Origin of the sequence: Sphaerospermopsis aphanizomenoides BCCUSP55, from assembly GCF_001586785.1 — a bacterium.
Taxonomy (GTDB): Bacteria; Cyanobacteriota; Cyanobacteriia; order Cyanobacteriales; family Nostocaceae; genus Sphaerospermopsis_A; species Sphaerospermopsis_A aphanizomenoides_A.
In genome coordinates this window covers 1-19,653 of record NZ_LUFH02000017.1, presented here as the reverse complement: position 1 = coordinate 19,653, position 19,653 = coordinate 1, and the positions used below count along the sequence as shown (strand labels likewise).

14 protein-coding genes are annotated in these 19,653 nt (G+C 41.3%); 7 read left to right on the top strand and 7 right to left on the bottom strand.

Going from position 1 to position 19,653, the window contains the following annotated elements:
- Positions 1–59: 59 nt before the first annotated feature.
- A complete protein-coding gene (locus A0J48_RS06395) occupies positions 60–3,803 on the bottom strand; it encodes a diguanylate cyclase domain-containing protein (protein ID WP_200321390.1) in 3,744 nt (1,247 codons plus the stop codon).
- A gap of 233 nt (positions 3,804–4,036) precedes the next feature.
- A complete protein-coding gene (locus tag A0J48_RS06390; protein WP_200321388.1) occupies positions 4,037–4,471 on the bottom strand; it encodes a DUF1830 domain-containing protein in 435 nt (144 codons plus the stop codon).
- A gap of 569 nt (positions 4,472–5,040) precedes the next feature.
- Between A0J48_RS06390 and A0J48_RS06385 the strand changes: the two genes are divergently transcribed.
- The 3 genes from A0J48_RS06385 (at position 5,041) to A0J48_RS06375 (ending at position 8,794) form a co-directional block, all read left to right on the top strand.
- Entirely contained in the window at positions 5,041–6,633 is a 1,593-nt protein-coding gene (locus tag A0J48_RS06385) for a photosystem II high light acclimation radical SAM protein (RefSeq protein ID WP_200321464.1), read from the top strand.
- Between the two features lie 143 nt (positions 6,634–6,776).
- Entirely contained in the window at positions 6,777–8,159 is a 1,383-nt protein-coding gene (locus A0J48_RS06380; protein ID WP_200321386.1) for a DICT sensory domain-containing protein, read from the top strand.
- Positions 8,156–8,794 carry a pentapeptide repeat-containing protein gene (locus A0J48_RS06375; protein WP_200321384.1) on the top strand — a complete coding sequence of 213 codons (639 nt, stop codon included), beginning with the start codon at positions 8,156–8,158 and terminating at the stop codon, positions 8,792–8,794. Before A0J48_RS06380 ends, A0J48_RS06375 begins: the two co-directional genes overlap by 4 nt.
- Before the next feature lie 209 nt (positions 8,795–9,003).
- Here A0J48_RS06375 and A0J48_RS06370 read toward each other — a convergent pair whose 3' ends face one another.
- The 3 genes from A0J48_RS06370 to clpS all read right to left on the bottom strand — a co-directional run bounded on the left by A0J48_RS06370 (position 9,004) and on the right by clpS (position 10,720).
- Positions 9,004–9,234: a hypothetical protein gene (locus A0J48_RS06370; protein WP_325078584.1), complete on the bottom strand. Its 231-nt coding sequence runs from the start codon at positions 9,232–9,234 to the stop codon at positions 9,004–9,006.
- A 214-nt stretch (positions 9,235–9,448) separates the two neighbouring features.
- Entirely contained in the window at positions 9,449–10,285 is an 837-nt protein-coding gene (locus A0J48_RS06365; protein ID WP_200321382.1) for a CPBP family intramembrane glutamic endopeptidase, read from the bottom strand.
- Between the two features lie 153 nt (positions 10,286–10,438).
- Entirely contained in the window at positions 10,439–10,720 is a 282-nt protein-coding gene (clpS, locus tag A0J48_RS06360; protein ID WP_200321380.1) for an ATP-dependent Clp protease adapter ClpS, read from the bottom strand.
- 244 nt (positions 10,721–10,964) lie between these two features.
- Here clpS and A0J48_RS06355 point away from each other — a divergent pair, with 244 nt between their 5' ends.
- Positions 10,965–11,321 carry a hypothetical protein gene (locus tag A0J48_RS06355; RefSeq protein ID WP_200321379.1) on the top strand — a complete coding sequence of 119 codons (357 nt, stop codon included), beginning with the start codon at positions 10,965–10,967 and terminating at the stop codon, positions 11,319–11,321.
- 55 nt (positions 11,322–11,376) lie between these two features.
- Here A0J48_RS06355 and A0J48_RS06350 read toward each other — a convergent pair whose 3' ends face one another.
- Positions 11,377–11,574 (bottom strand): hypothetical protein, encoded by a 198-nt coding sequence (locus A0J48_RS06350; RefSeq protein WP_200321377.1) that lies wholly within the window; start codon positions 11,572–11,574, stop codon positions 11,377–11,379.
- Positions 11,575–12,177: 603 nt separating this feature from the next.
- Between A0J48_RS06350 and A0J48_RS06345 the strand changes: the two genes are divergently transcribed.
- The 3 genes from A0J48_RS06345 (at position 12,178) to A0J48_RS06335 (ending at position 18,832) form a co-directional block, all read left to right on the top strand.
- Positions 12,178–14,856, top strand: coding sequence for a TIGR03960 family B12-binding radical SAM protein (locus tag A0J48_RS06345; RefSeq protein WP_200321375.1), 2,679 nt, complete (start codon positions 12,178–12,180; stop codon positions 14,854–14,856).
- A 1,178-nt stretch (positions 14,857–16,034) separates the two neighbouring features.
- Positions 16,035–18,152 carry a ribonuclease E gene (rne, locus tag A0J48_RS06340; RefSeq protein ID WP_200321374.1) on the top strand — a complete coding sequence of 706 codons (2,118 nt, stop codon included), beginning with the start codon at positions 16,035–16,037 and terminating at the stop codon, positions 18,150–18,152.
- Between the two features lie 8 nt (positions 18,153–18,160).
- The gene (locus A0J48_RS06335) at positions 18,161–18,832 is read left to right on the top strand and encodes a ribonuclease HII (protein WP_200321373.1); all 672 of its coding nucleotides are present in this window, start codon (positions 18,161–18,163) and stop codon (positions 18,830–18,832) included.
- A gap of 49 nt (positions 18,833–18,881) precedes the next feature.
- On the opposite strand, the gene A0J48_RS06330 is transcribed toward A0J48_RS06335, so the two are convergent.
- Entirely contained in the window at positions 18,882–19,469 is a 588-nt protein-coding gene (locus A0J48_RS06330) for a DUF1997 domain-containing protein (protein ID WP_200321372.1), read from the bottom strand.
- Positions 19,470–19,653 lie beyond the last annotated feature (184 nt).

The following is a 19,653-nucleotide window of genomic DNA, read 5'->3' as shown; positions in this document are numbered from 1 at the left end:
GGATTGTTTTTGTCAACTCCAATCTAAAATCTAAAATCTAAAATTCCCTCCCCTGACCCTTATCCCTCCTCAAAGGAGAATATCACGGACTGATTGCGTCCCTGTTGTTTGGCACGGTAGAGGGCTTGATCTGCTTGATCAATGATAGTGGCCAGTGATAGTTCAGAAGTAGGTGTTATGGTGGTGATGCCCAGGCTAATTGTTACTATATCGCTCACCTCAGATGTTTGGTGAGGAATAGCTAATGCTTGAATAGCAGCATGAATTTTTTGTGCCACAGCGATCGCTCCTTCAATATCAGTATCTGGTAAAATCGCTACAAATTCTTCCCCACCATAACGAGCCACCAAATCCGCTGGACGAAACACCACCTGCTGTATGGCTTGAGCGATTATGATCAGGCACTCATCCCCTAGTTGATGGCCGTAGTAATCGTTATAGCGTTTAAAATAATCGACATCAAATAACAGTAAAGATAAAGGTTGTTGTTCTCGGTATAGTCGCTGCCATTCTTGTTCTAAGCGATGGTCAAAACACCGCCGATTAGCAATTTGTGTTAACCCATCAATATTTACCAGTTGTTCTAGTTCTTGGTTTGCCCGTCTGAGGTTTGCTTCTGCTTCCTGTAAGGCTAATTCTGCTTCCTTGCGATCGCTTACATCTAACACAACACCATAAAATGCAATATCTCCATTTTCCCGCAGTTCTGGTCTAGACCTAGCTTTTACCCACTTGAGTTTGCCGGAAGGGGTAATAATACGCCACTCATAATTAAAAGGAGACATAGTTTCTAAACTGTGAATCGCAGCTTCCATATAACCAGGGTAATCATCAGGATGAAACTGCTGAAAACAAAGCTGGGGATTTTCAAGTACCTGTTCAACAGTAATTTCATGAATATCTTCAAATGCGTGGCTAACATATTCGTAATATAAAGAATCGTCCAACCGTTTGACAATGATATAGATTACTCCTGGCGATGATGCAGAAATCTCCTGTAACCGCTTTTCACTTTGCCGCAGGGCTAATTCTGCTTTTTTGCGTTTACTAATATCCGTAACTCGCACTAAATCAATAACTTTACTAGCTATATTTATCCGTTTGACTGCCATATTTCCCCAGAAATTCCTACCTGTTTGAGTCACATATTCTATTTCTTGACTCCAAAAACCTAACTTAGCTACTTCCTCAACAATCATTGATTTTTCATCCTCAGTGAATTGTTGTTTTTGCCAACTCTGCCCTTTAATGCCAATCAGTTTTTCTTTACTTTCAACTTCAAACATCTCCACAGCGCGGCGATTGCAATCGAGAATTAACGGATTAGGAACATCAACTAAAAAAATTGCATCAGTAGATTCGTTATAAATTGCTTCTCTTAAATCTCGACTTTTCCTCAGTTCTACTTCTACTTGTTTGCGATCAGTAATATCTTGGGATGTTCCTAAAATTTGTTTAACATTGCCTTCTGCCGTTCTAGAAAACACCGTATCTCGAGTATAAAGCCAGCGCCATTTACCTTGAGCGTCCCTCACACGATACTCTATTTCAATGAATTCATAATCTTGGAGATTATAGCATTTTAGTATATTTTCATAGATGTAATTTAGATCATCAGGATGACAAATAGTGGCAAATAAATTAGCTCCCATTTCCTGAATAGCTTGAGCAGAATAGCCTAATATTTCCTCAACATAACGATTTATGTAAACATTACGTTGCTCAATCAAGTCGTAAATATAAAGTAAGTTTGGTGTTAGATAGGTAATTTTTTCAATGAAATGTTGATTTTTGCGCAGTTTTTCTTCTGCTTGTTTACGCTGGGTAATGTTTTGGACTGTGCCAAACAGCCGAACCACTTGTCCTTGGGCATTAATTTCCGTCCTACCTCTACCTTCGATATAGCGATAAGAGCCATTTGGGTTCACAACCCTCAGTTCCAATTGATAGGATTCTCCTGTAGCGAGCGATCGCTGAACTGTCTGGTGTAGTAGTTCGGCATCTTCTGGATGATAAAGCCGCAAATTTTCTTGGTAGGTAGGTTCACCCAGTGTCCGGTCACGTCCCAAAATCTGGAATAGATTAGTAGACCAAGTAATTTTACCCGTCGTTACTTCATACTCCCAGTTACCAATGTGGGCAACCCGCTGGGCTTCTAACAACATGGCTTCACTTTTCTGTAAGGCTTCTTCAGTTTGTTTACGTAAGCGAAGCTCTGCGTAGAGATCGGTAACATCTTTCATCACACCAATCAGACAATCCTCTTCACCTAAGAATTGCACCCTAGCTGACATGAGAACAGTCTTATTTTTTTTATAAGCAGTGCGAATTACTACTTTAAAATTTAGGATATTCCCTTCATTAATTAAAGTTTGTTTCAAATAATCCCGATCTTCTATATTTTCCCACAATTGTAATTCTGTACAGGTTTTACCCACAATTTTTTCGGAAATATCTCCGAAAAACTGGCAAAAACTTTCATTAACATTCAAAAATTTACCTTCTGCTAATGTGGCAATCCAAACCGGGTTAGGAGTAGTCTGAAAAATAATAGCAAATTTGTTTTCTGATTCCTGAAAGCTTTTTTTGATTTGAGCAGACATCTGGTTAAATGATGTTGCTAAAACCTTCAATTCTGCGATCGCTATGTCTTCAGATAAAGAATCTTGCCACTCTCCCTTGGCCATAGCTTGACTAACTTGACTCAATTGTAAAATCGGTCTAGCTATCCAGTATGCAGTCAGGCTACCGGTGGCAATGGCAATGATCAGCGCCAAGCCACAGAGTAAAATGGTTCTGTGGGCATTAGTATAAATTTCTCCGATAAATTCTGATTCGGGAATTACTGTCACAACGAGCCAATCTAAGCCATAACTGTCCCGGTAGGGCATAACTCTGACAAAGGGTTTTTGCTTTAACGCAGGGCGGAAACTTTGTGACTGGGAAATAGCTTGCAAACTGCCAAACCGTTGGATTAAATCTTCTGTAACTTCACGGATCACAGGTTCACGACTATTTAAAGCTTGAAGTCTTGTAGCTTGTCCATTAATTATTGGTGCTGGTGATTCATCCTCAGAACTAGCAACAATTAACCCGGAACGCTCGATGATGAAAATATGACCGGAACGGCTGCCATGTAGTGTTTTCAGAAATTGACTGATTTGTGAGAGTTCCAAATCAATACCGAGAACTCCCAGTAGTTGTTTCTTTGAGTCATAGACAGGAGTGCTGGCGGAAATACTGATGCGATGAGGTAAACCGCCCCAAGTGTAAATGGAACTCCAGACTGGCTTACCAGCTTTGAGAGCTTCTGAATACCAGGCAAAATTAGAGTATTGGGGGTTTTTCAGGGTAGCTACTAGAGATAGCCGATTACCTTGGTTATCTACTGAGTAAAAGCGGAACTTGGTTGGGTCAGATTTGGGAATTTCTGCTATGTCTATCTTTTTATTACCCAACCCATAACCTGCACCAATAAACCCTCCCTCTTTACTGCCAAAGTTGACATAGGTAAAATTAAAAAATCGCACCTGACGATAAAAATATTTACCCAGAGCGTTAAAATCATTGAAGTCTAAGATTCCTGACTCGAAGGCATCCACATTCGTGCGGTTGATTTTCTGGGCTTTGCCCAAATAACTATCTAGATGCTGATCAATGCGATCGCCCACTTCCGTGATTAATTGATCTGCTAACTTCTTCACAGTTTCCTGGCTGCTACGGTAAGACAAATAGCCCACCAGTGTGACTACTCCCACCGTTTGTAAAACAAATGGCACAATCAACAGAATTCGTAGTGGCACTTTTGTAAATATTCTGAGTTGCAAATGTTTTAGCGAACCAGTTGACAGGAGCATGATTCATATTCCAAGTACCAAGATACCTGATTTTACAGTAGCTTTCAGCTATCAGCGGTTGTAAATAAAAAAGGCTGCTGAGTTCAGCAAACCTCTAATTAAGAAAAATTGTTTTTTTAATCAACAGATGCTAATGCAACGATTTTTTAAACCCCGCCAGTGTCAAACATTCCCAGTGGTCATACTCCTAGGTGCAATAAAAACTCATGCTGTGAGTGGTGAATTTTTATACCTGATTTGATACTTTGTAAAGGTTTTGTGGTATCTTCAATTTTTGTATTAATTGCGGACACCTTGACATTGGTGTTTGTTGGTTTTATTCCCGGTGCTGAGTCTTTATCACCCTCATCACTACTAGGTTCACTAAGTGCAAGGCGATCGCATGGAATTGTATCCGATAAAATCGCACTTGCCATCATTCCCGTATGAATCTCCATTTGAGCTTCTTTCGGGGCTTCAAACACTAGCCTTTGTCCAGGAAACACAACCCTTTCAAAATACCAGTTAGGAATATTGGAGATACGAGCTACCTGTATCTTGCTCGTGGCATTTACGTAGCAGCAGAGAAACTTCCCCGATTGCTCCGGTGGTAGAGGATCTAAGATTTGAGCCATAACTGCTGAGGAGCTTTTACGCCACAATTTTACATTACACAAGCAAACTTAACATCGGATGATCCCCACTTGCTGTAACTCCGACTACCAACTGGAATTTTCTGCATTATTTATATCTAAAGATATGTTTAGTTTTGTCTATAAGTAAGGGTTTAGCACTGCTAAACTCCTACCAGTTTTTGATTAACATATTTATTACCAGATAGGTATGCCTTCTCAAAGTTATTTTAGCAAGTCTAAAATGTTTTGTCAACCCCTAAAGACTCTTGTTTGTGCTTGTGGCAGAATCAGGACACCCTGAGGGAAGTCAAAAGTCAAAAGTCAAAATTAAGAAATCAACCAATTTGAAGATTTTAGGAGTCAGGAATTTTTGTCTGATAGCGTAGCGTGGTGTAGCCATATCAGGATATCCAGGATTAGAGGATCTACAGGATAGGGTTTTTATTAACATCATAAAACCAACCATCAAAAAACTATTACCACTCACAGACGATCGCTCAAAGATGAAAGCTACTGTAAATATTGGTAAATTAATATTAAGCCCAAAAAATCCCCTAAACATTGGCAAGATGGCAGTTGAAACAACCATGATGGAAAATCGAATCCTTTACGTTCGCCTTCCCTGTAACCCCATCTTTCCCATTGGGGTTGTTTACCTTAGTGATCACGTCCACAAGCTCTTTCCCAGGATCGAACAGCGCATTTTTGACCTAGGCACAGTGCCACCTTTAGATTATGCCACTGCCCTAGATACCTGTATTGATGAGTTTAAACCCACATTATTAGTATTTTCTTGGCGAGATATTCAAATCTATGCACCCGTGGGCGGTCGTGGTGGCAACCCGCTACAAAACGCCTTTGAGTTTTACTATGCCAAAAACCCATTCATCAAATTACGCGGTGCATTAGGCGGGTTAAGAATCTTCATCGCCTACTATGTGGAATTATGGCGTAATTTGGGATTAATTAAACGCGGATTAAAACGCGCCCAGAAATATCACTCCCAAGCCCGTGCAGTTGTGGGTGGTGGTGCTGTCAGTGTATTTTATGAACAGTTAGGAAAAAGCCTACCAGCAGGAACAATTATTTCTGTAGGGGAAGGGGAAACCCTGCTGACAAAATTCTTAGGTGGACAAGAGTTTCGAGATGAACGTTGCTATGTGGTAGGAGAAAATCAACCACGAGAAAGGCTAATTCACGAACAACCGACTCCGCTGGAGAAAACTGCTTGTAACTACGACTACATCGAAACCATCTGGCCAGAATTTAATTATTATCTGCAAGATCAAGATTTTTACATTGGTGTCCAAACCAAGCGTGGTTGTCCCCACAACTGCTGTTATTGTGTTTACACTGTTGTTGAAGGCAAACAGGTACGTATCAATCCGGCTGATGAAGTCGTAGCCGAGATGCGACAATTATATAATCGTGGCATTCGTAACTTCTGGTTTACTGATGCTCAATTTATTCCTGCCCGGAGATATATTGATGATGCTGTAGAACTTTTACAGAAAATCGTTGATTCTGGTATGACAGATATCAACTGGGCAGCATACATTAGAGCAGACAACTTAACACCAGAGTTGTGTGTGCTGATGGCCAAAACCGGCATGAATTATTTTGAAATCGGCATTACCAGCGGTTCTCAGGAACTTGTGCGTAAAATGCGGATGGGTTACAACCTGCGAACCGTGTTGCAAAATTGTCGTGATTTAAAATCAGCCGGTTTTAATGATATGGTTTCCGTCAATTACTCTTTTAACGTCATTGACGAACGCCCAGAAACCATCCGCCAAACAATTGCCTATCACCGGGAACTAGAACGGATTTTTGGTGCTGATAAAGTCGAACCTGCTATTTTCTTTATTGGACTCCAACCCCATACCCACTTGGAAGAATATGCCTTTAAAGAAGGTATCCTCAAACCAGGTTATGATCCAATGAGTTTGATGCCCTGGACAGCTAAAAAACTCCTGTGGAATCCCGAACCATTAGGTTCATTCTTTGGTGAAGTGTGCTTACAAGCTTGGCGACGCAACCCCAATGACTTCGGACGGGAAGTTATGAACATCTTGGAACAAAGATTAGGTTGCGCCGAACTAGAAACAGCACTTTCCGCACCAATAGAACCGAAAGAAAAGCAGCTTGTCGGTATTAACTAGTAAGCAGGGGAGGCAGGGGAAGAAAAATTAATTCTTCCTCCTGAACTTCTGATAGCGCAGCTTGGCGTTAGCCATACTCCTGCACTACTGCCTCCTGAACTCCTGAACTCCTGAACTCCTGAACTCCTGAACTCCTGAACTCCATGTTACAAGGTTCAATTCTCCAACAACTAGAAACAGCCCATCGTCACAGTACAAGGCCAATTCACTTTGGGGTGTATTACAAAAATACCCTAGTGGCTTTGTGTCACGCACTAGAAGACCATATCTTAATTGAAGATAGTCCGCCGTTAGTGATCACAGCATTTCAACGGGGTAAATGGTATTTGCAAGAAGCAAATAGATACGCAGACATTGCCCAGAAAAGCCGTGAAATTGCGATTATGGCTGCTGCTGATGCTGGCTTTGCTGAACATTCCACCAGTCAACTACCTAATGTGGATTTAGTAGGGTTGGAAGCAGAAGATCCAGTGGCACAGGAGTGGCACTTGATTATTTTGTCGTCTAAATACACAGCAATGGTAATTTGTCAAGAATTATCAGAGGCTGATTATGGTAGCAGTAGTTTACCGAAATCCGATTTAGAGCGTAAATTCTATGGTTTGTGGACATTTGAGCCGGAGTTAGTGAGAGAGACAGCAGAATTAGCGATCGCTCACATCGAAAAATACAATCCAGAATTAGCCAATAAACTCACCACCCATAAACAAGCAATACAACCGGGGATCATTTCGCCCCACGACCTAGGAACAGTAGTCACTCGCGTAGTTGATTACCTACAATCAGGACAAGAGAATTTAACTATTCCTCCAGTCTTAGACCGTAATTTACTGTCTAACGAAATCCAGGCATTTTTGCGAATGGCGCAACTGCTGGATTTAGCAGATATCAACAACCCCATGGCCGCCTCAGAAGTAGTCGCAATAGTTGAAACAATGGGGCAACTATTGGATTTACCTGCATGGCAAATTAAAAGATTGCGCCTTTCCGCTTTGCTACATCGCCTAGATCCACTTCAAAGAGTAGAAAGTGTACTTACTCCTAGTGCATCCACAAGCTACCAAGAAGATGCCCCCAGTTGTCCCTTAACCTGCCCCCTTGTCCCAGGAGCGCAAATACTGCGGACAATGCCACAATTGCGAGCAATTGCCCAAATTATTACCCACCAAACCGAATGGTGGGATGGAACAGGCCAACCAGCGGGGTTAGTGGGAGATGAAATTCCTCTAGAGTCACGAATTTTGGCATTAGCAGCCCACTTTCAATGGCAAGTAACTCAGCAATTATACTCAGCAGAAGATGGGCAAGACATATTTACGCAAGCCTTGGAAAAGTGTAGACAGCAACAATCTACTCGTTTTGATCCTAAACTGATAGATACTCTCACTTTATTAGTTATGGGTTTACAACAGGGACTCGACTTACCTCTGATGAGAACCAAAGTCAGTAGAGGTATGTGGTTACTGGATTCTCGCTGGGATAGCCACAGCAAAAGCAATGAAGAGAATAATTATCAACCGAAATGAACATAGAAGCTATTAGACTAGGAAAAATCAAACAACTCCCAGGAGCAGACCTAGAAGACGAGGAACTATCCCAAATAGATTTAAGCCGTGTCAACTTAGTCGGTGCTACTCTTGTAGGTACTAATTTTACAGGTTCTAAATTGGAAGGCGCACATTTAGAAGGTGCGAACTTAATGGGTGCTAACCTGCAAGAAACTGACTTGCGAGCTAACCTCATGGGAGCAAACTTAATGCAAGCAGACTTAACGAGTGCGGACTTGCGAGGAAGTAATTTGCGTGGTGCTAACTTAATGGGTGCGACACTCAGTGATGCTTCTTTAGCAGGTGCTTTTTTAAGTGGTGCTAATTTGATGAATGTGAACTTGCAAGGAGTGGACTTTCGTGGCGCTGACTTACGTGGTGTAAACTTCACAGGAGCAAATCTCAAAGGTGCAGATTTGAGTAGGACTGATTTGCAAGGAGCATTATTAAGTGAAGCCAATCTGGAAGAAGCTGACTTGCGAGGTGCGAACCTAGCAGGAGCGAATTTGACAGGAGCAAACTTACTTTGTGCAGAGTTAGAAGCTGCAAATTTCAGTGGTGTAAATTTAGAACGGGCTTGTTTAGTAGGTACAGTTTTGGAAGGAGTTTCTTAAACCTAATTTTGTTTATGAATGAAATATCACGTTGGCAAGAATGGCTAACTGTATTCGCCTATCTGGGAATAACCATATTTGTTATTTGGCGTATATTTGCCGCAGAAAATAAATAGAATAGGTTCATCAAAATTGCTGAAATCCATGAAGGAAGAGTACCCCTATAATTGCCATTTAATGGCAACTTTTCCTAAAAATTTTCCCTATGATTACTTCTTAAAAAAATTACAAATCATCTCACCAGGACTATTCTCTGTAAATTGCGAAACAGTCCCATCTTTATTCACCCTAAACTTACCGCGACAATTGTAAATTTCCACAGGTGTTTTAACAGCATCTACACTCACAGCAGCCCTATATTCCCAATATTTTTTCGCACTGCGTTTAATATTCAAAATACAAATTTTATGTCCTTCATAATTCTTACATACTGTAGCCAAAGCTGGAGATGAAAAAGAGAAATAAAAAATCAAGAACAGCAAAATCAAAAAACATTTCTTCATCATTAAATTCAGAATTACAACTTAGGAATTTTCAACAATGCAAAATTACTTCCATTTGAAGTCAGAGTATTGAACAGATGATTTTTTGATTTTTTATCCTTTAAAGAGGAAATTTAAAAAATTGAATAAAACAATTATCAATTATCAATTGTCAATTATCCATTTTCAATTGATAATTCTTCCTCATCCACCAAGCCAGTCCACCCATAAACAGCACTCCCATCATTCCCTGCAAAGGATTATTATTTACACCTGTTACCCAGTCAGGAACTACTCCCGAATACTTTGTTAATTCTCCCACATTAATAATGTAATAACCCCAAACTAAACCACTATGTAAACCAATAGGTAAACCTAAACGACCTCTGTTACCAAGCTTTCCCCATACTTGCGTTAATCCTAATAATACTAAAGCTGGAAATTGGGGTAAAGTATGAATAAGAGCCTCTAAAGGTTTAATAAAATGGGCAACAGCAAATAAAATTGCATCTATCCAAGTTGCTAAATTTAAACCATAATCTCTTTTTAACTCATCCAACAACCAACCACGAAATAATAATTCTTCGGCAAAACCTACACCGAAACCAACTAGCAAACCTTCTAAAATTATTTTCACTAAAAAAACTTTTGGTTGTAGCCAAACTAACCAACCTAACAATCCTTGGAAACTAAATACCATCAAAATACTAATTAACCCAATAGCCAAACCCCGCCAAAAATCTACACCATTTAGACGAGAAAATTCTAAACCATAGTGAGTTAATATTTTTGGCTGCTGATAAACTTGCTTACCCCATAACTTGAGCAGAAAAATAAATACTGCATAAAGTAACACCATTGTCAGGATACTTTCTAAATTAGCATCCTCCACAAGTAAATATATAGGTGCAGCAAAGGGCAACCATAGTAATAACAAGGTCAAAATAAAACAACCCAGCCTCCAAGGGGCGGGGCTTTGAGAAATTTGAGCTAGATTAATTTTTATCATTGATTAGTCAACTACAGCAGCTTTCAGCAGTCAGCGGTCAGAAGTAAAACCCTTTTAAGGCTTTGGCATAAAAATTTGTACCTTATTGATCTGCAATATGCTGTATCATTAGTGAAGATTATACAGCTTCTCCTCATGACCAATGACTAATGACTATTCGTCAGGTTCAATAGTGCTGCTTAAACCATGACTTTTTAAAGTTTCGCAATAAAACTCAGCGTGTTCCTGAGCGCAGGTAATAACTAGGGCTAACCCATTATGGTGGGCTTCCATCATAATGCTGACAGCCTGGGGCTGGGTAAGGCTCGGCACAGTGGTCAGAAGTACCTGAACCACATATTCCATCGAATTAAAGTCGTCGTTATGGAGCAAAACGCGATACCGAGGCGCGAGCTTGCGGGATGTGGAACGCTTCTCAATGGTTTCGACTGACACTACTCTTTGCTCTTTTACTGTTGATTTACTACAAAGCAGGTTCTGTTGAGCTTATGCTTAACAGTTATTTACTTAATTTTATAACATTTCGTTCCCATTCCACCAGAAAAAATTTTTCTGTCTGAGAATTAGAGGTGCTGAAGAAGAGAAAATTTCCAGAGTAGTCATAATCCATACACTAGTGTTAATTCTAGAATTAAGAAAACCGCGACACTATCTTTGCAGCTACGGTAAATTCTTGTTTATGAAAATTAACTCCAACTTTCAACCGGGACAAATTCTATCTTTGGATTATGACCACAAAAATCTTTATGCAGAAGTGATTCAAGTGGTTATTGCTCGTAATTTGTGCTGGGTACGCCCTTTGCTTTTGGCTAATTTTACCCACGAAATACCCCTGGTTACGGATCTGCGAGATGCTTCCGACCTGTTATGGCCTGTAAATTTATTTCGACCTGCTTTAGACACAGAAGTGATTGGTCTTTTGAGTCAACTCTTGCCAAAAGAACCAAAAGCCGACGGTAACATAGTGGCTCAACAGCAATTACACCAGTTTATTCACCAATTTTGGCAAGCATCTCAAGATGGTAAACCATTGTGAATTTATGAAGACTCAAGTTAATTATCCAGCATTAATGGTGGATGATGAGGTAAATTTAGCTCCAGTGAGGTACTAACTGCACTCTACCTGCATCCATCTCTGCCATCAATAATTCTAGGGCCTCATAGTCAACGTCGGATATGTAACCTAGCTGGGTGAGTTCTGAGTTGATCTCGTTTTCTATTTCTGGCGTTAATTTTTTTATGTGCAACGCCTTTTCTACCAATTGACGAATCGCGTATTGTGTACTCATAAAGAATAAACCAACATTAATGTTACCCATTATCCAAGATAGACATCGGTATAAAAAGTGATCCAGGTATCTGGAATTGAGTGATCTAGCTCACGACTGATTTTAGATCAACAGTTCTATTCAACCTTGCTATTTGTCATTGTGAAGGTAAAAGTTAATCAGGACTTGAGAGGTGATTTGGGCTTAAATACGTTGATTTATAGCCATAGCTAGGTTAATGTCAGAGCTACAGATGATGAATCTGCATTTTAGTTATCTGATGTAGATTGTTTTTTAACTCACCTAAAAAAAATGTATATATAAACACATTTTAGGGTGTAATTATGACAATCTTTAAACAGAAGCACCCAAGCCATAAAGATTTAGCAAAGACAGTGCTGATGTCTAGACTATTGCGGATAAATAAGTTTATGTTGAACAAGCTCATACTAATTCCAAATTCAAGATTAAGAAAGCCGAATTTAAACAGGGTGTATGCGGGAGCAGTGATGTAAATTTCTGTAAAACAGTTCTCACTTACCATGAACAATGCGGTGGAAAAACCGAATCAATGCTAAGTTGAAGGAGATACGCTGTAGTTTAAGGTAGCTAGAAGATAGCAAAGTGGCTGTTTTAGTAGAGCAATTAATAACACCGGATATTTTAAAACCTGCCCGTTACTTGGGTAACGAGCGTTTAGCAGTACACAAGCCTTGGGATTCGGCAACTATACGCTGGGTATTAACTTATCCGGAAGTGTATGAAGTCGGTGCATCTAATTTGGGGCATATCATTCTCTATAACATTTTGAATGCCCAACCCAATCAGTTATGCGATCGCGCTTACTTGCCAGGTACAGATTTAGGAGCAAAACTACGTGCTACACAAACACCTTTGTTTGCAGTAGAGTCAAAGCGATCGCTAAGAGAATTCGATATTTTAGGTTTTAGCCTCAGCTACGAATTAGGCGCAACCAACATCCTGGAAATGTTGGACTTAGGGGGAATTCCCCTGACGTGGAAAGAGAGAAGAGAAGCAGGGGGAGCAGGGGAAGCAGGGGAAGAAATTATTCCCAATCACCAATATCCCCTGATTTTCGCTGGTGGACAAACTGCTACATCTAACCCAGAACCTTACGCTGATTTTTTTGATTTTATTGCTTTGGGAGATGGTGAGGAACTATTACCAGAAATTGGCTTGGTTTTGGCAGAAGGGAAAGCCGCAGGTTTGAGTCGGGAAAAACTGTTACTAGACTTGGCTCAAATTCCCGGTGTGTACGTGCCTCAGTTTTATGAAATGGGAGCAAATGGTGCCGTACAACCCCTCCGTCCTGATGTACCAGAACGTATTCTCAGGCGTGTGGCCACACCTATTCCTGCTTATTCTATTGGCTTAGTTCCCTACGTGGAAACAGTACACGATCGCCTAACCATCGAAATTCGGCGCGGTTGTACTCGTGGCTGTCGCTTTTGTCAACCAGGAATGTTGACTCGTCCTGCACGAGATGTAGAACCAGAAAAGGTGGTAGAAGCTATCGAAGCGGGCATGAGGGCTACGGGGTATAATGAATTTTCCCTCCTATCTTTGAGTTGTTCCGATTATTTATCCTTACCCGCAGTGGGGATGGAAATTAAAAACCGCTTAAAAAATGACAATATTACCTTGTCGTTACCTTCTCAGCGAGTAGATAGATTTGATGAGAATATTGCCAATATCTTAGGAGGTACAAGACAAGGTAGCTTGACTTTTGCTCCTGAAGCCGGCACCCAACGGATGCGGGATATTATCAATAAGGGTTTAACCAATGAAGAACTATTGCGGGGAGTAAAAACAGCTTGGGAACAAGGTTGGGACAAAATCAAGCTGTATTTTATGATTGGGTTGCCTGGAGAAACAGATACGGATGTTTTAGGGATAGCAGAAACTGTCAGGTGGTTACAGCGAGAATGTAGAGGCAGGGGAAGGAAACCTATCAGCTTCAATTTGACGATTTCCAATTTTACGCCCAAACCTCATACACCATTTCAATGGCACTCGGTTTCTACATCTGAGTTTCAACGCAAGCAAGATTTACTCAGGCAAGAATTTCGCCGTATTCGCAATGTGAAGGTGAATTTTACTGATATTCGCCTTTCAGCAATGGAAGATTTTATAGGCAGGGGCGATCGCTCTTTAGGTCAAGTTCTCCGTCGTGCTTGGGAACTGGGTGCAGGAATGGACTCTTGGTACGACAGTGTAGAAACAGCTTTCAAAGCTTGGGGAGAAGCAATTTTTGAAGCAGGTCTAGACTGGAAATACCGTCAAGTAGAAAATGGAGAATGGAACGTAATGGAGATGGGGAGATGGGGAGATGGGGAGATGGGGAGAGAAACTTTACCTCACCCGCACCTAGATCCGCGCCTAGAAGCTCCATTACCCTGGGATCATATTGATACTGGCATTGATAAAAAATGGCTGCAAGAGGATTTAAAACGCGCTCTAGCAGCGGCAATTGTTCCTGATTGCTCTTTTGAAGGTTGTTCTCATTGTGGTGTTTGTGGCACTGATTTCGGTCATAATATCGTCATTGCACCACCAGCAATTCCTGAATTTGCCGGCGATTTTGTTCCCAATACCACCAAAGCACAACGGTTACGGATTTGGTTTGGCAAACAAGGTGATATGGCTTTGGTCAGTCACTTGGATTTAATGCGCTTGTTTGATCGAGTGGTGCGACGAGCAGGTTTACCAATTGCTTTTACTGGTGGATTTCATCCCCATCCCCGCATTGCTCTAGCTAGTGCTTTATCCTTGGGTAGTACCAGTAGTGGTGAAATTGTCGATTTTGAATTAACTCAACCAATGGATGGGTCACATTTTCGCGCTCAATTAGTGAGTCAACTGCCCTCAGATATCCCCATCTACCAAGTGGAAGAGATTGATTTAAAAGCACCCGCAGCTAACCAAGCCATGGTAGCAGCGGAATATTTGCTCACCATTTCCACACCTGGACAGGTAGAAGCAAGACAATGGCAAGATTGGATCGCGGCTATTATAGCCAAAGAGGAGATTTTGTCGGAACATATCACCAAATCAGGCAAGCAACAGATGATCAATCTGCGCGATCGCTTGTTTGAGATGGAGTTAGTCCAAGCCGATACCTCTCCAACCGAGTCTCAAGCTATCTTGCGGTATGTGGGTAGTTGTCGCCATGACGGTGTGATCTTGCGTCCTGAGCAAATCTTGTCTATACTGGAAACAGTGGCTTGTGCAGAATTTCACCTCCAGCAGATCCACCGCAATAGTTTAGTTTTAGCAATTTAACCTCTGAATTTTGGTATAAAAATTGACAGCATTTTTCACGTGTTTAGTTCACACCCTAAATAAATCAATTTCTTTGCCCTTTTGCGCTAGACTTTCCTAAAAATGAGATTTATTTACCTGAAAATCGCTGTAAACCAAGTACAAAATTTAGATAAAATAGCGAAAGCTACTCCCTGATTCACACCTGTGGACAAGAAAGATCCGACTTTCTTGGTGGAAGCAGGAATAAAAACCGTAAAGTTGACTTCAAAATCCCTTGTGATGGTAGCGAGTAAATTTAAGCAGGTTTTAATTAGCAAGACTAAGCTGTAAATTGAGCAGTATTCATATTTTCGCAAATCTAGCATTTTTGAGCAGGTTTAACTGCAAATATGCAAAGATAGACATCGTCCTTGAGACGGTGCTAACCTGTGAATCTGGATGATGCCGACATCCCCAGAGTAAGACAGGAAGTATGTATCAAACTACATACAGCAGCAGTCAGCAGTCAGCAGTCAGCAGTAAAACCCTTTTGGTGCAAGGTTTTGTCATAAAAATTTGTACCTTATTGGTCTGCAATATGCTGTATAAGTAGATTTGTCTATTTATGAGTAGTTTGCAGAGAATCCATGTCACGGCAACTAGCTAGTAGTTGCCCCGATTTAACACATCATTGGGAATTGATTTTTGGCAAGGTTGCGTTAGAATGAAGTGAAGAGAAATTTTCTGGCGCTGCATGATTGAATGACTCGGTTCACTACCCTGATATTCAGGGAGCGAGAGCAAAGATATGAGAGTGCAAATCCTAGGATTGTATCCCAGACAAACTGAGGCAGATTAAAGAATACTCTCTTGATAGCTACCTTGTGAATCCTTGACTAACAATAGCTTTACGCCTAATCTCTAACTCAATGCTTTTTCCACACCTGTTCAATACAATTACCCTAACTGGTGAAAGTATTGCCTTGGAAATCAACCACAGACGGTTGATTTAATTACTTAAAACATATGCAGCCGTTCTGGAATAATCAGGCGTGTAAACGCAATGACATTGTGAATAGCTTCCCACAATTGGAAGCTCCCTCAGATTTAGAATTTTTATTACCAGTAGCACCGTGTCAGGCTGCCATTAGGGGCTAGAGGTATAAAAGGAAGCCTCTTCTGATCCCATTGGTGTTGCCAATTTTTGAGGAACTTGAATGCCAAAACAAATTATTATCGCAGAGCAGCATCAAATAGCTGCCGTCTTTTCCGAAGATCAAATACAAGAACTTGTTGTAGCCACTGGCCATCATCAAATTGGTGATATCTACTTAGGTGTAGTAGAAAACGTATTACCTGGGATAGATGCAGCTTTTGTGAATATTGGTGATCCAGAACGCAACGGTTTTATTCATGTCACTGACTTAGGTCCACTCAAACTCAAGCGGAGTTCCGCAGCTATTACTGAACTGCTGACACCACAGCAAAAAGTATTGGTACAAGTAATGAAAGAGCCAACAGGCACAAAAGGCCCAAGGCTGACAGGTAACATTACCCTACCTGGACGTTACGTAGTGCTGATGCCCTATGGCAGGGGAGTTAATTTATCCCGACGCATCAAGAGTGAAAGTGAGCGCAACCGCCTCCGCGCCTTAGCAATTTTAATTAAACCTGCGGGAATGGGTGTGCTGGTGCGAACCGAGGCAGAAGGCAAACCAGAAGAAGCAATTATTGAAGATTTAGAATTGCTACAAAAACAATGGGAAGCCATCCAACAGGAAGCACAGTCAACCCGCGCTCCAGCTTTACTCAACCGAGATGATGACTTCATTCAGCGCGTATTGCGGGATATGTATGGCGCGGATGTAAATCGAATAGTCGTTGATTCTAGTACCGGTTTGCGGCGAGTCAAACAGTATTTACAAAACTGGAGTGGTGGTCAAACACCACAAGGTGTATTAATTGATCATCACCGCGATCGCTCACCCATTTTAGAATACTTCCGCATTAACGCCGCCATTCGGGAAGCCTTAAGACCCAGAGTAGATCTGCCTTCTGGTGGATACATTATTATCGAACCTACGGAAGCATTAACAGTAATTGACGTTAACTCCGGTTCATTTACCCGCTCTGCGACAGCCAGAGAAACCGTCCTCTGGACAAACTGCGAAGCAGCTACAGAAATTGCCCGTCAACTACGTTTGCGGAACATTGCCGGTGTAATTGTCGTTGACTTCATTGATATGGAATCACGGCGCGACCAACTACAAGTTTTAGAACACTTTAACAAAGCCCTCAAAGCTGACAAAGCTCGTCCTCAGATAGCCCAGCTAACTGAGCTAGGTTTAGTAGAGCTAACCCGCAAACGCCAAGGTCAAAATATTTATGAATTGTTTGGGGAAACTTGCCCAACCTGTGGCGGTTTAGGACATACTGTGCGCTTGCCAGGGGAAATAGAAAACCGGATGCCTATCCCCGCAGCAGACATACCAGATAGGTTTACAACACCTACACCGCAAAGAGAAATACGTATACCATCTGCGCGTATCCCAGAACCACGAGAAAGCTATGATGGCTTTGGGGAAGGATTTGAAGGTGACTCGGAGTTGACTCCCATGCATCTGATCAACCATCCCAGTTATCAAGAATTAGGAGACAAACGTCGTACCCGCACCCGTCGCAGTCGCATTGGCATTAATGGCACTAACGGCAAAGATGAATCCCGCTTAGGTAGTCCATTGGGTTTTGTCAGCGATCCAGATTTAGATTTAGATGCTGATGGTGATATAGCCTCAACATCAGAAATTCCCTCCCTTTTGTCTGATACACGACGAGAACGAGACCCAATGAGAACACCAACTCTTGGTAAAGCTGGTTGGAGTGAAAGAACAGAGCGCACCAAGGTGAAAATAGATCCTATCAAACCTGTAGTAGAACCACCGCAGATTGTTTCTGTAGAAATGACACTCCAGGAACAAGATATGTTTGCTTTGATGGGAATTTCTCCAGGTGTCAAGCTGGAGCAAGAGGTGAAAAATCCCAAATCTGTGATTTTTAATATTGTTCAACCCGGACAAACACCAAATTTAACAACTGAATCGACATCAGAATTAACTCTTCCAGAAAGAACTAATTCTGAAGTGACAAAAGTTAGAATGCCCATACCAAAAGTTGAGGTAGAAGAACCATCTCCAGAGAAATTAATTATCGAACCTGCCGTTCCAGAATCTGGCAACATAGGATTTGAGCCTTTCACTGATGAAGAGGAAATAATTAACACTTCTACTCCTAATCGTCGTCGTCGTCGTCGTTCTTCCGCATTGGAGGACAGCTAAAGCCTGTTATGGTAGAAACAGAGCCAAAACCTGCATCTGTTTTGTCAACTGCACCCTTACAGGAATCCAGTTGGTTGGAGTTGTCAACCTACTCAGATATTCATGGTTTGGTTGCAGGTGTAGATGAAGTGGGGCGGGGTGCGTTGTTTGGACCTGTAGTGGCAGCAGCAGTGATATTGCCAGCAGATAGTTGGACACAACTGGTAGCAGCTAAAATTAACGACAGCAAAAAGTTGTCTGGTTCTCGCAGAGCCAAGCTGGCACAGCAAATTAGTGGACTGGCTTTAGACTGGAAAATTGGTTATGCTACAACTGCGGAAATTGATCAATTAAATATTTTGCAAGCAACTTTGTTAGCTATGAAGCGGGCTGTACTGAAGTTGAAAGTACGGCCTGCACTCTGCTTGGTTGATGGCAATCAGTTGGTCAAAGATTTACTGATACCACAAGAAACTATCATCAAGGGAGATGAGCGATCGCTCAACATTGCGGCTGCTAGTATCATGGCCAAAGTTTGGCGTGATGATCTGGTGCTACGTTTGGCAGCTAAGTATCCCATGTATGAATTAGAGCGAAATAAAGGTTATGGAAGCCAGCATCATTTGCTGGCTCTGCAAAAATATGGAGCATCACCCTTACATCGTCTCTCTTTTCGTCCTTGTCAAATAGGGAACAGGTGACAGGTGACAGTTAAGAAGTTTTTACCTATTACCTATTAACCATTACCAATCACTCAAAGTTGAGAAGTCCAATTTCCTTATTATCACTGCTCAGTGCCTTTGCTTGTGTTTGTGATAAGACCCAATAACGATAATCTGCTAGGAGGTGATGCAATAATCTTTGCTTAATTGTCAACAACACACTTTTGAGTAAGCCATTTCCTGTGGCTTCTAAAATTGGCTTGGGCGTGAGAGAAAATGGTAGGGGAATATCCACCAGCACTTCTAGATCCGCTTTTCCTTGTAAGTGAGTCTCATTATTGAGTTGGTGTGGTGATAAGTACCCTTTTAAATTCAGGGCAAAGCGTTGGTTAATATACTCAAAACCCAGAATTTCACAACCTACAGAACGTAAATAAATTGTTCCGTGAGAATCTGCCCAAACTTTCATGTCTACGGTAGGCTGAATACTCAATGACATAAACACCAAAGGACGCATTTTTAAGCGAAATACTTCCTCAGATAACTGCTGAATCCTACTGTTATCAGTTAAAGTATTCACCAGCCGTTGAGGCTGACGCAAGTAGTGGTGAATAGGAATAGGCTGCTTGGGAACAGCAATTTCAACTGATTGAGAGGCAGTAAATTTGGTAGTCATGAGTAGATTAAAGCATTGTCTTCTAATTTTAATATTTTTTAATAAACTGGATTGATTTGCATAAAATCAATAAATTTATTAATAATCCATCTTAAGAATTCAGGAGTCAGGAATGAAGGGGGTGTAGGGGTTAAGGTGTGGGGACTTCCAACTAAAAAAATTATTCCATCGTTTGGGTCAGCAG

Excerpts from the sequence above, each read along its gene's own strand:
- A0J48_RS06375 (WP_200321384.1), top strand. The coding sequence starts at position 8,156 with ATGAACATAGAAGCTATTAGACTAGGAAAAATCAAACAACTCCCAGGA.
- A0J48_RS06380 (WP_200321386.1), top strand. The coding sequence starts at position 6,777 with ATGTTACAAGGTTCAATTCTCCAACAACTAGAAACAGCCCATCGTCAC.
- rne (WP_200321374.1), top strand. The coding sequence starts at position 16,035 with ATGCCAAAACAAATTATTATCGCAGAGCAGCATCAAATAGCTGCCGTC.
- A0J48_RS06390 (WP_200321388.1), bottom strand. The coding sequence starts at position 4,471 with ATGGCTCAAATCTTAGATCCTCTACCACCGGAGCAATCGGGGAAGTTT.
- A0J48_RS06365 (WP_200321382.1), bottom strand. The coding sequence starts at position 10,285 with ATGATAAAAATTAATCTAGCTCAAATTTCTCAAAGCCCCGCCCCTTGG.
- A0J48_RS06385 (WP_200321464.1), top strand. The coding sequence starts at position 5,041 with ATGGCAGTTGAAACAACCATGATGGAAAATCGAATCCTTTACGTTCGC.
- A0J48_RS06350 (WP_200321377.1), bottom strand. The coding sequence starts at position 11,574 with ATGAGTACACAATACGCGATTCGTCAATTGGTAGAAAAGGCGTTGCAC.
- A0J48_RS06335 (WP_200321373.1), top strand. The coding sequence starts at position 18,161 with ATGGTAGAAACAGAGCCAAAACCTGCATCTGTTTTGTCAACTGCACCC.
- A0J48_RS06330 (WP_200321372.1), bottom strand. The coding sequence starts at position 19,469 with ATGACTACCAAATTTACTGCCTCTCAATCAGTTGAAATTGCTGTTCCC.
- A0J48_RS06355 (WP_200321379.1), top strand. The coding sequence starts at position 10,965 with ATGAAAATTAACTCCAACTTTCAACCGGGACAAATTCTATCTTTGGAT.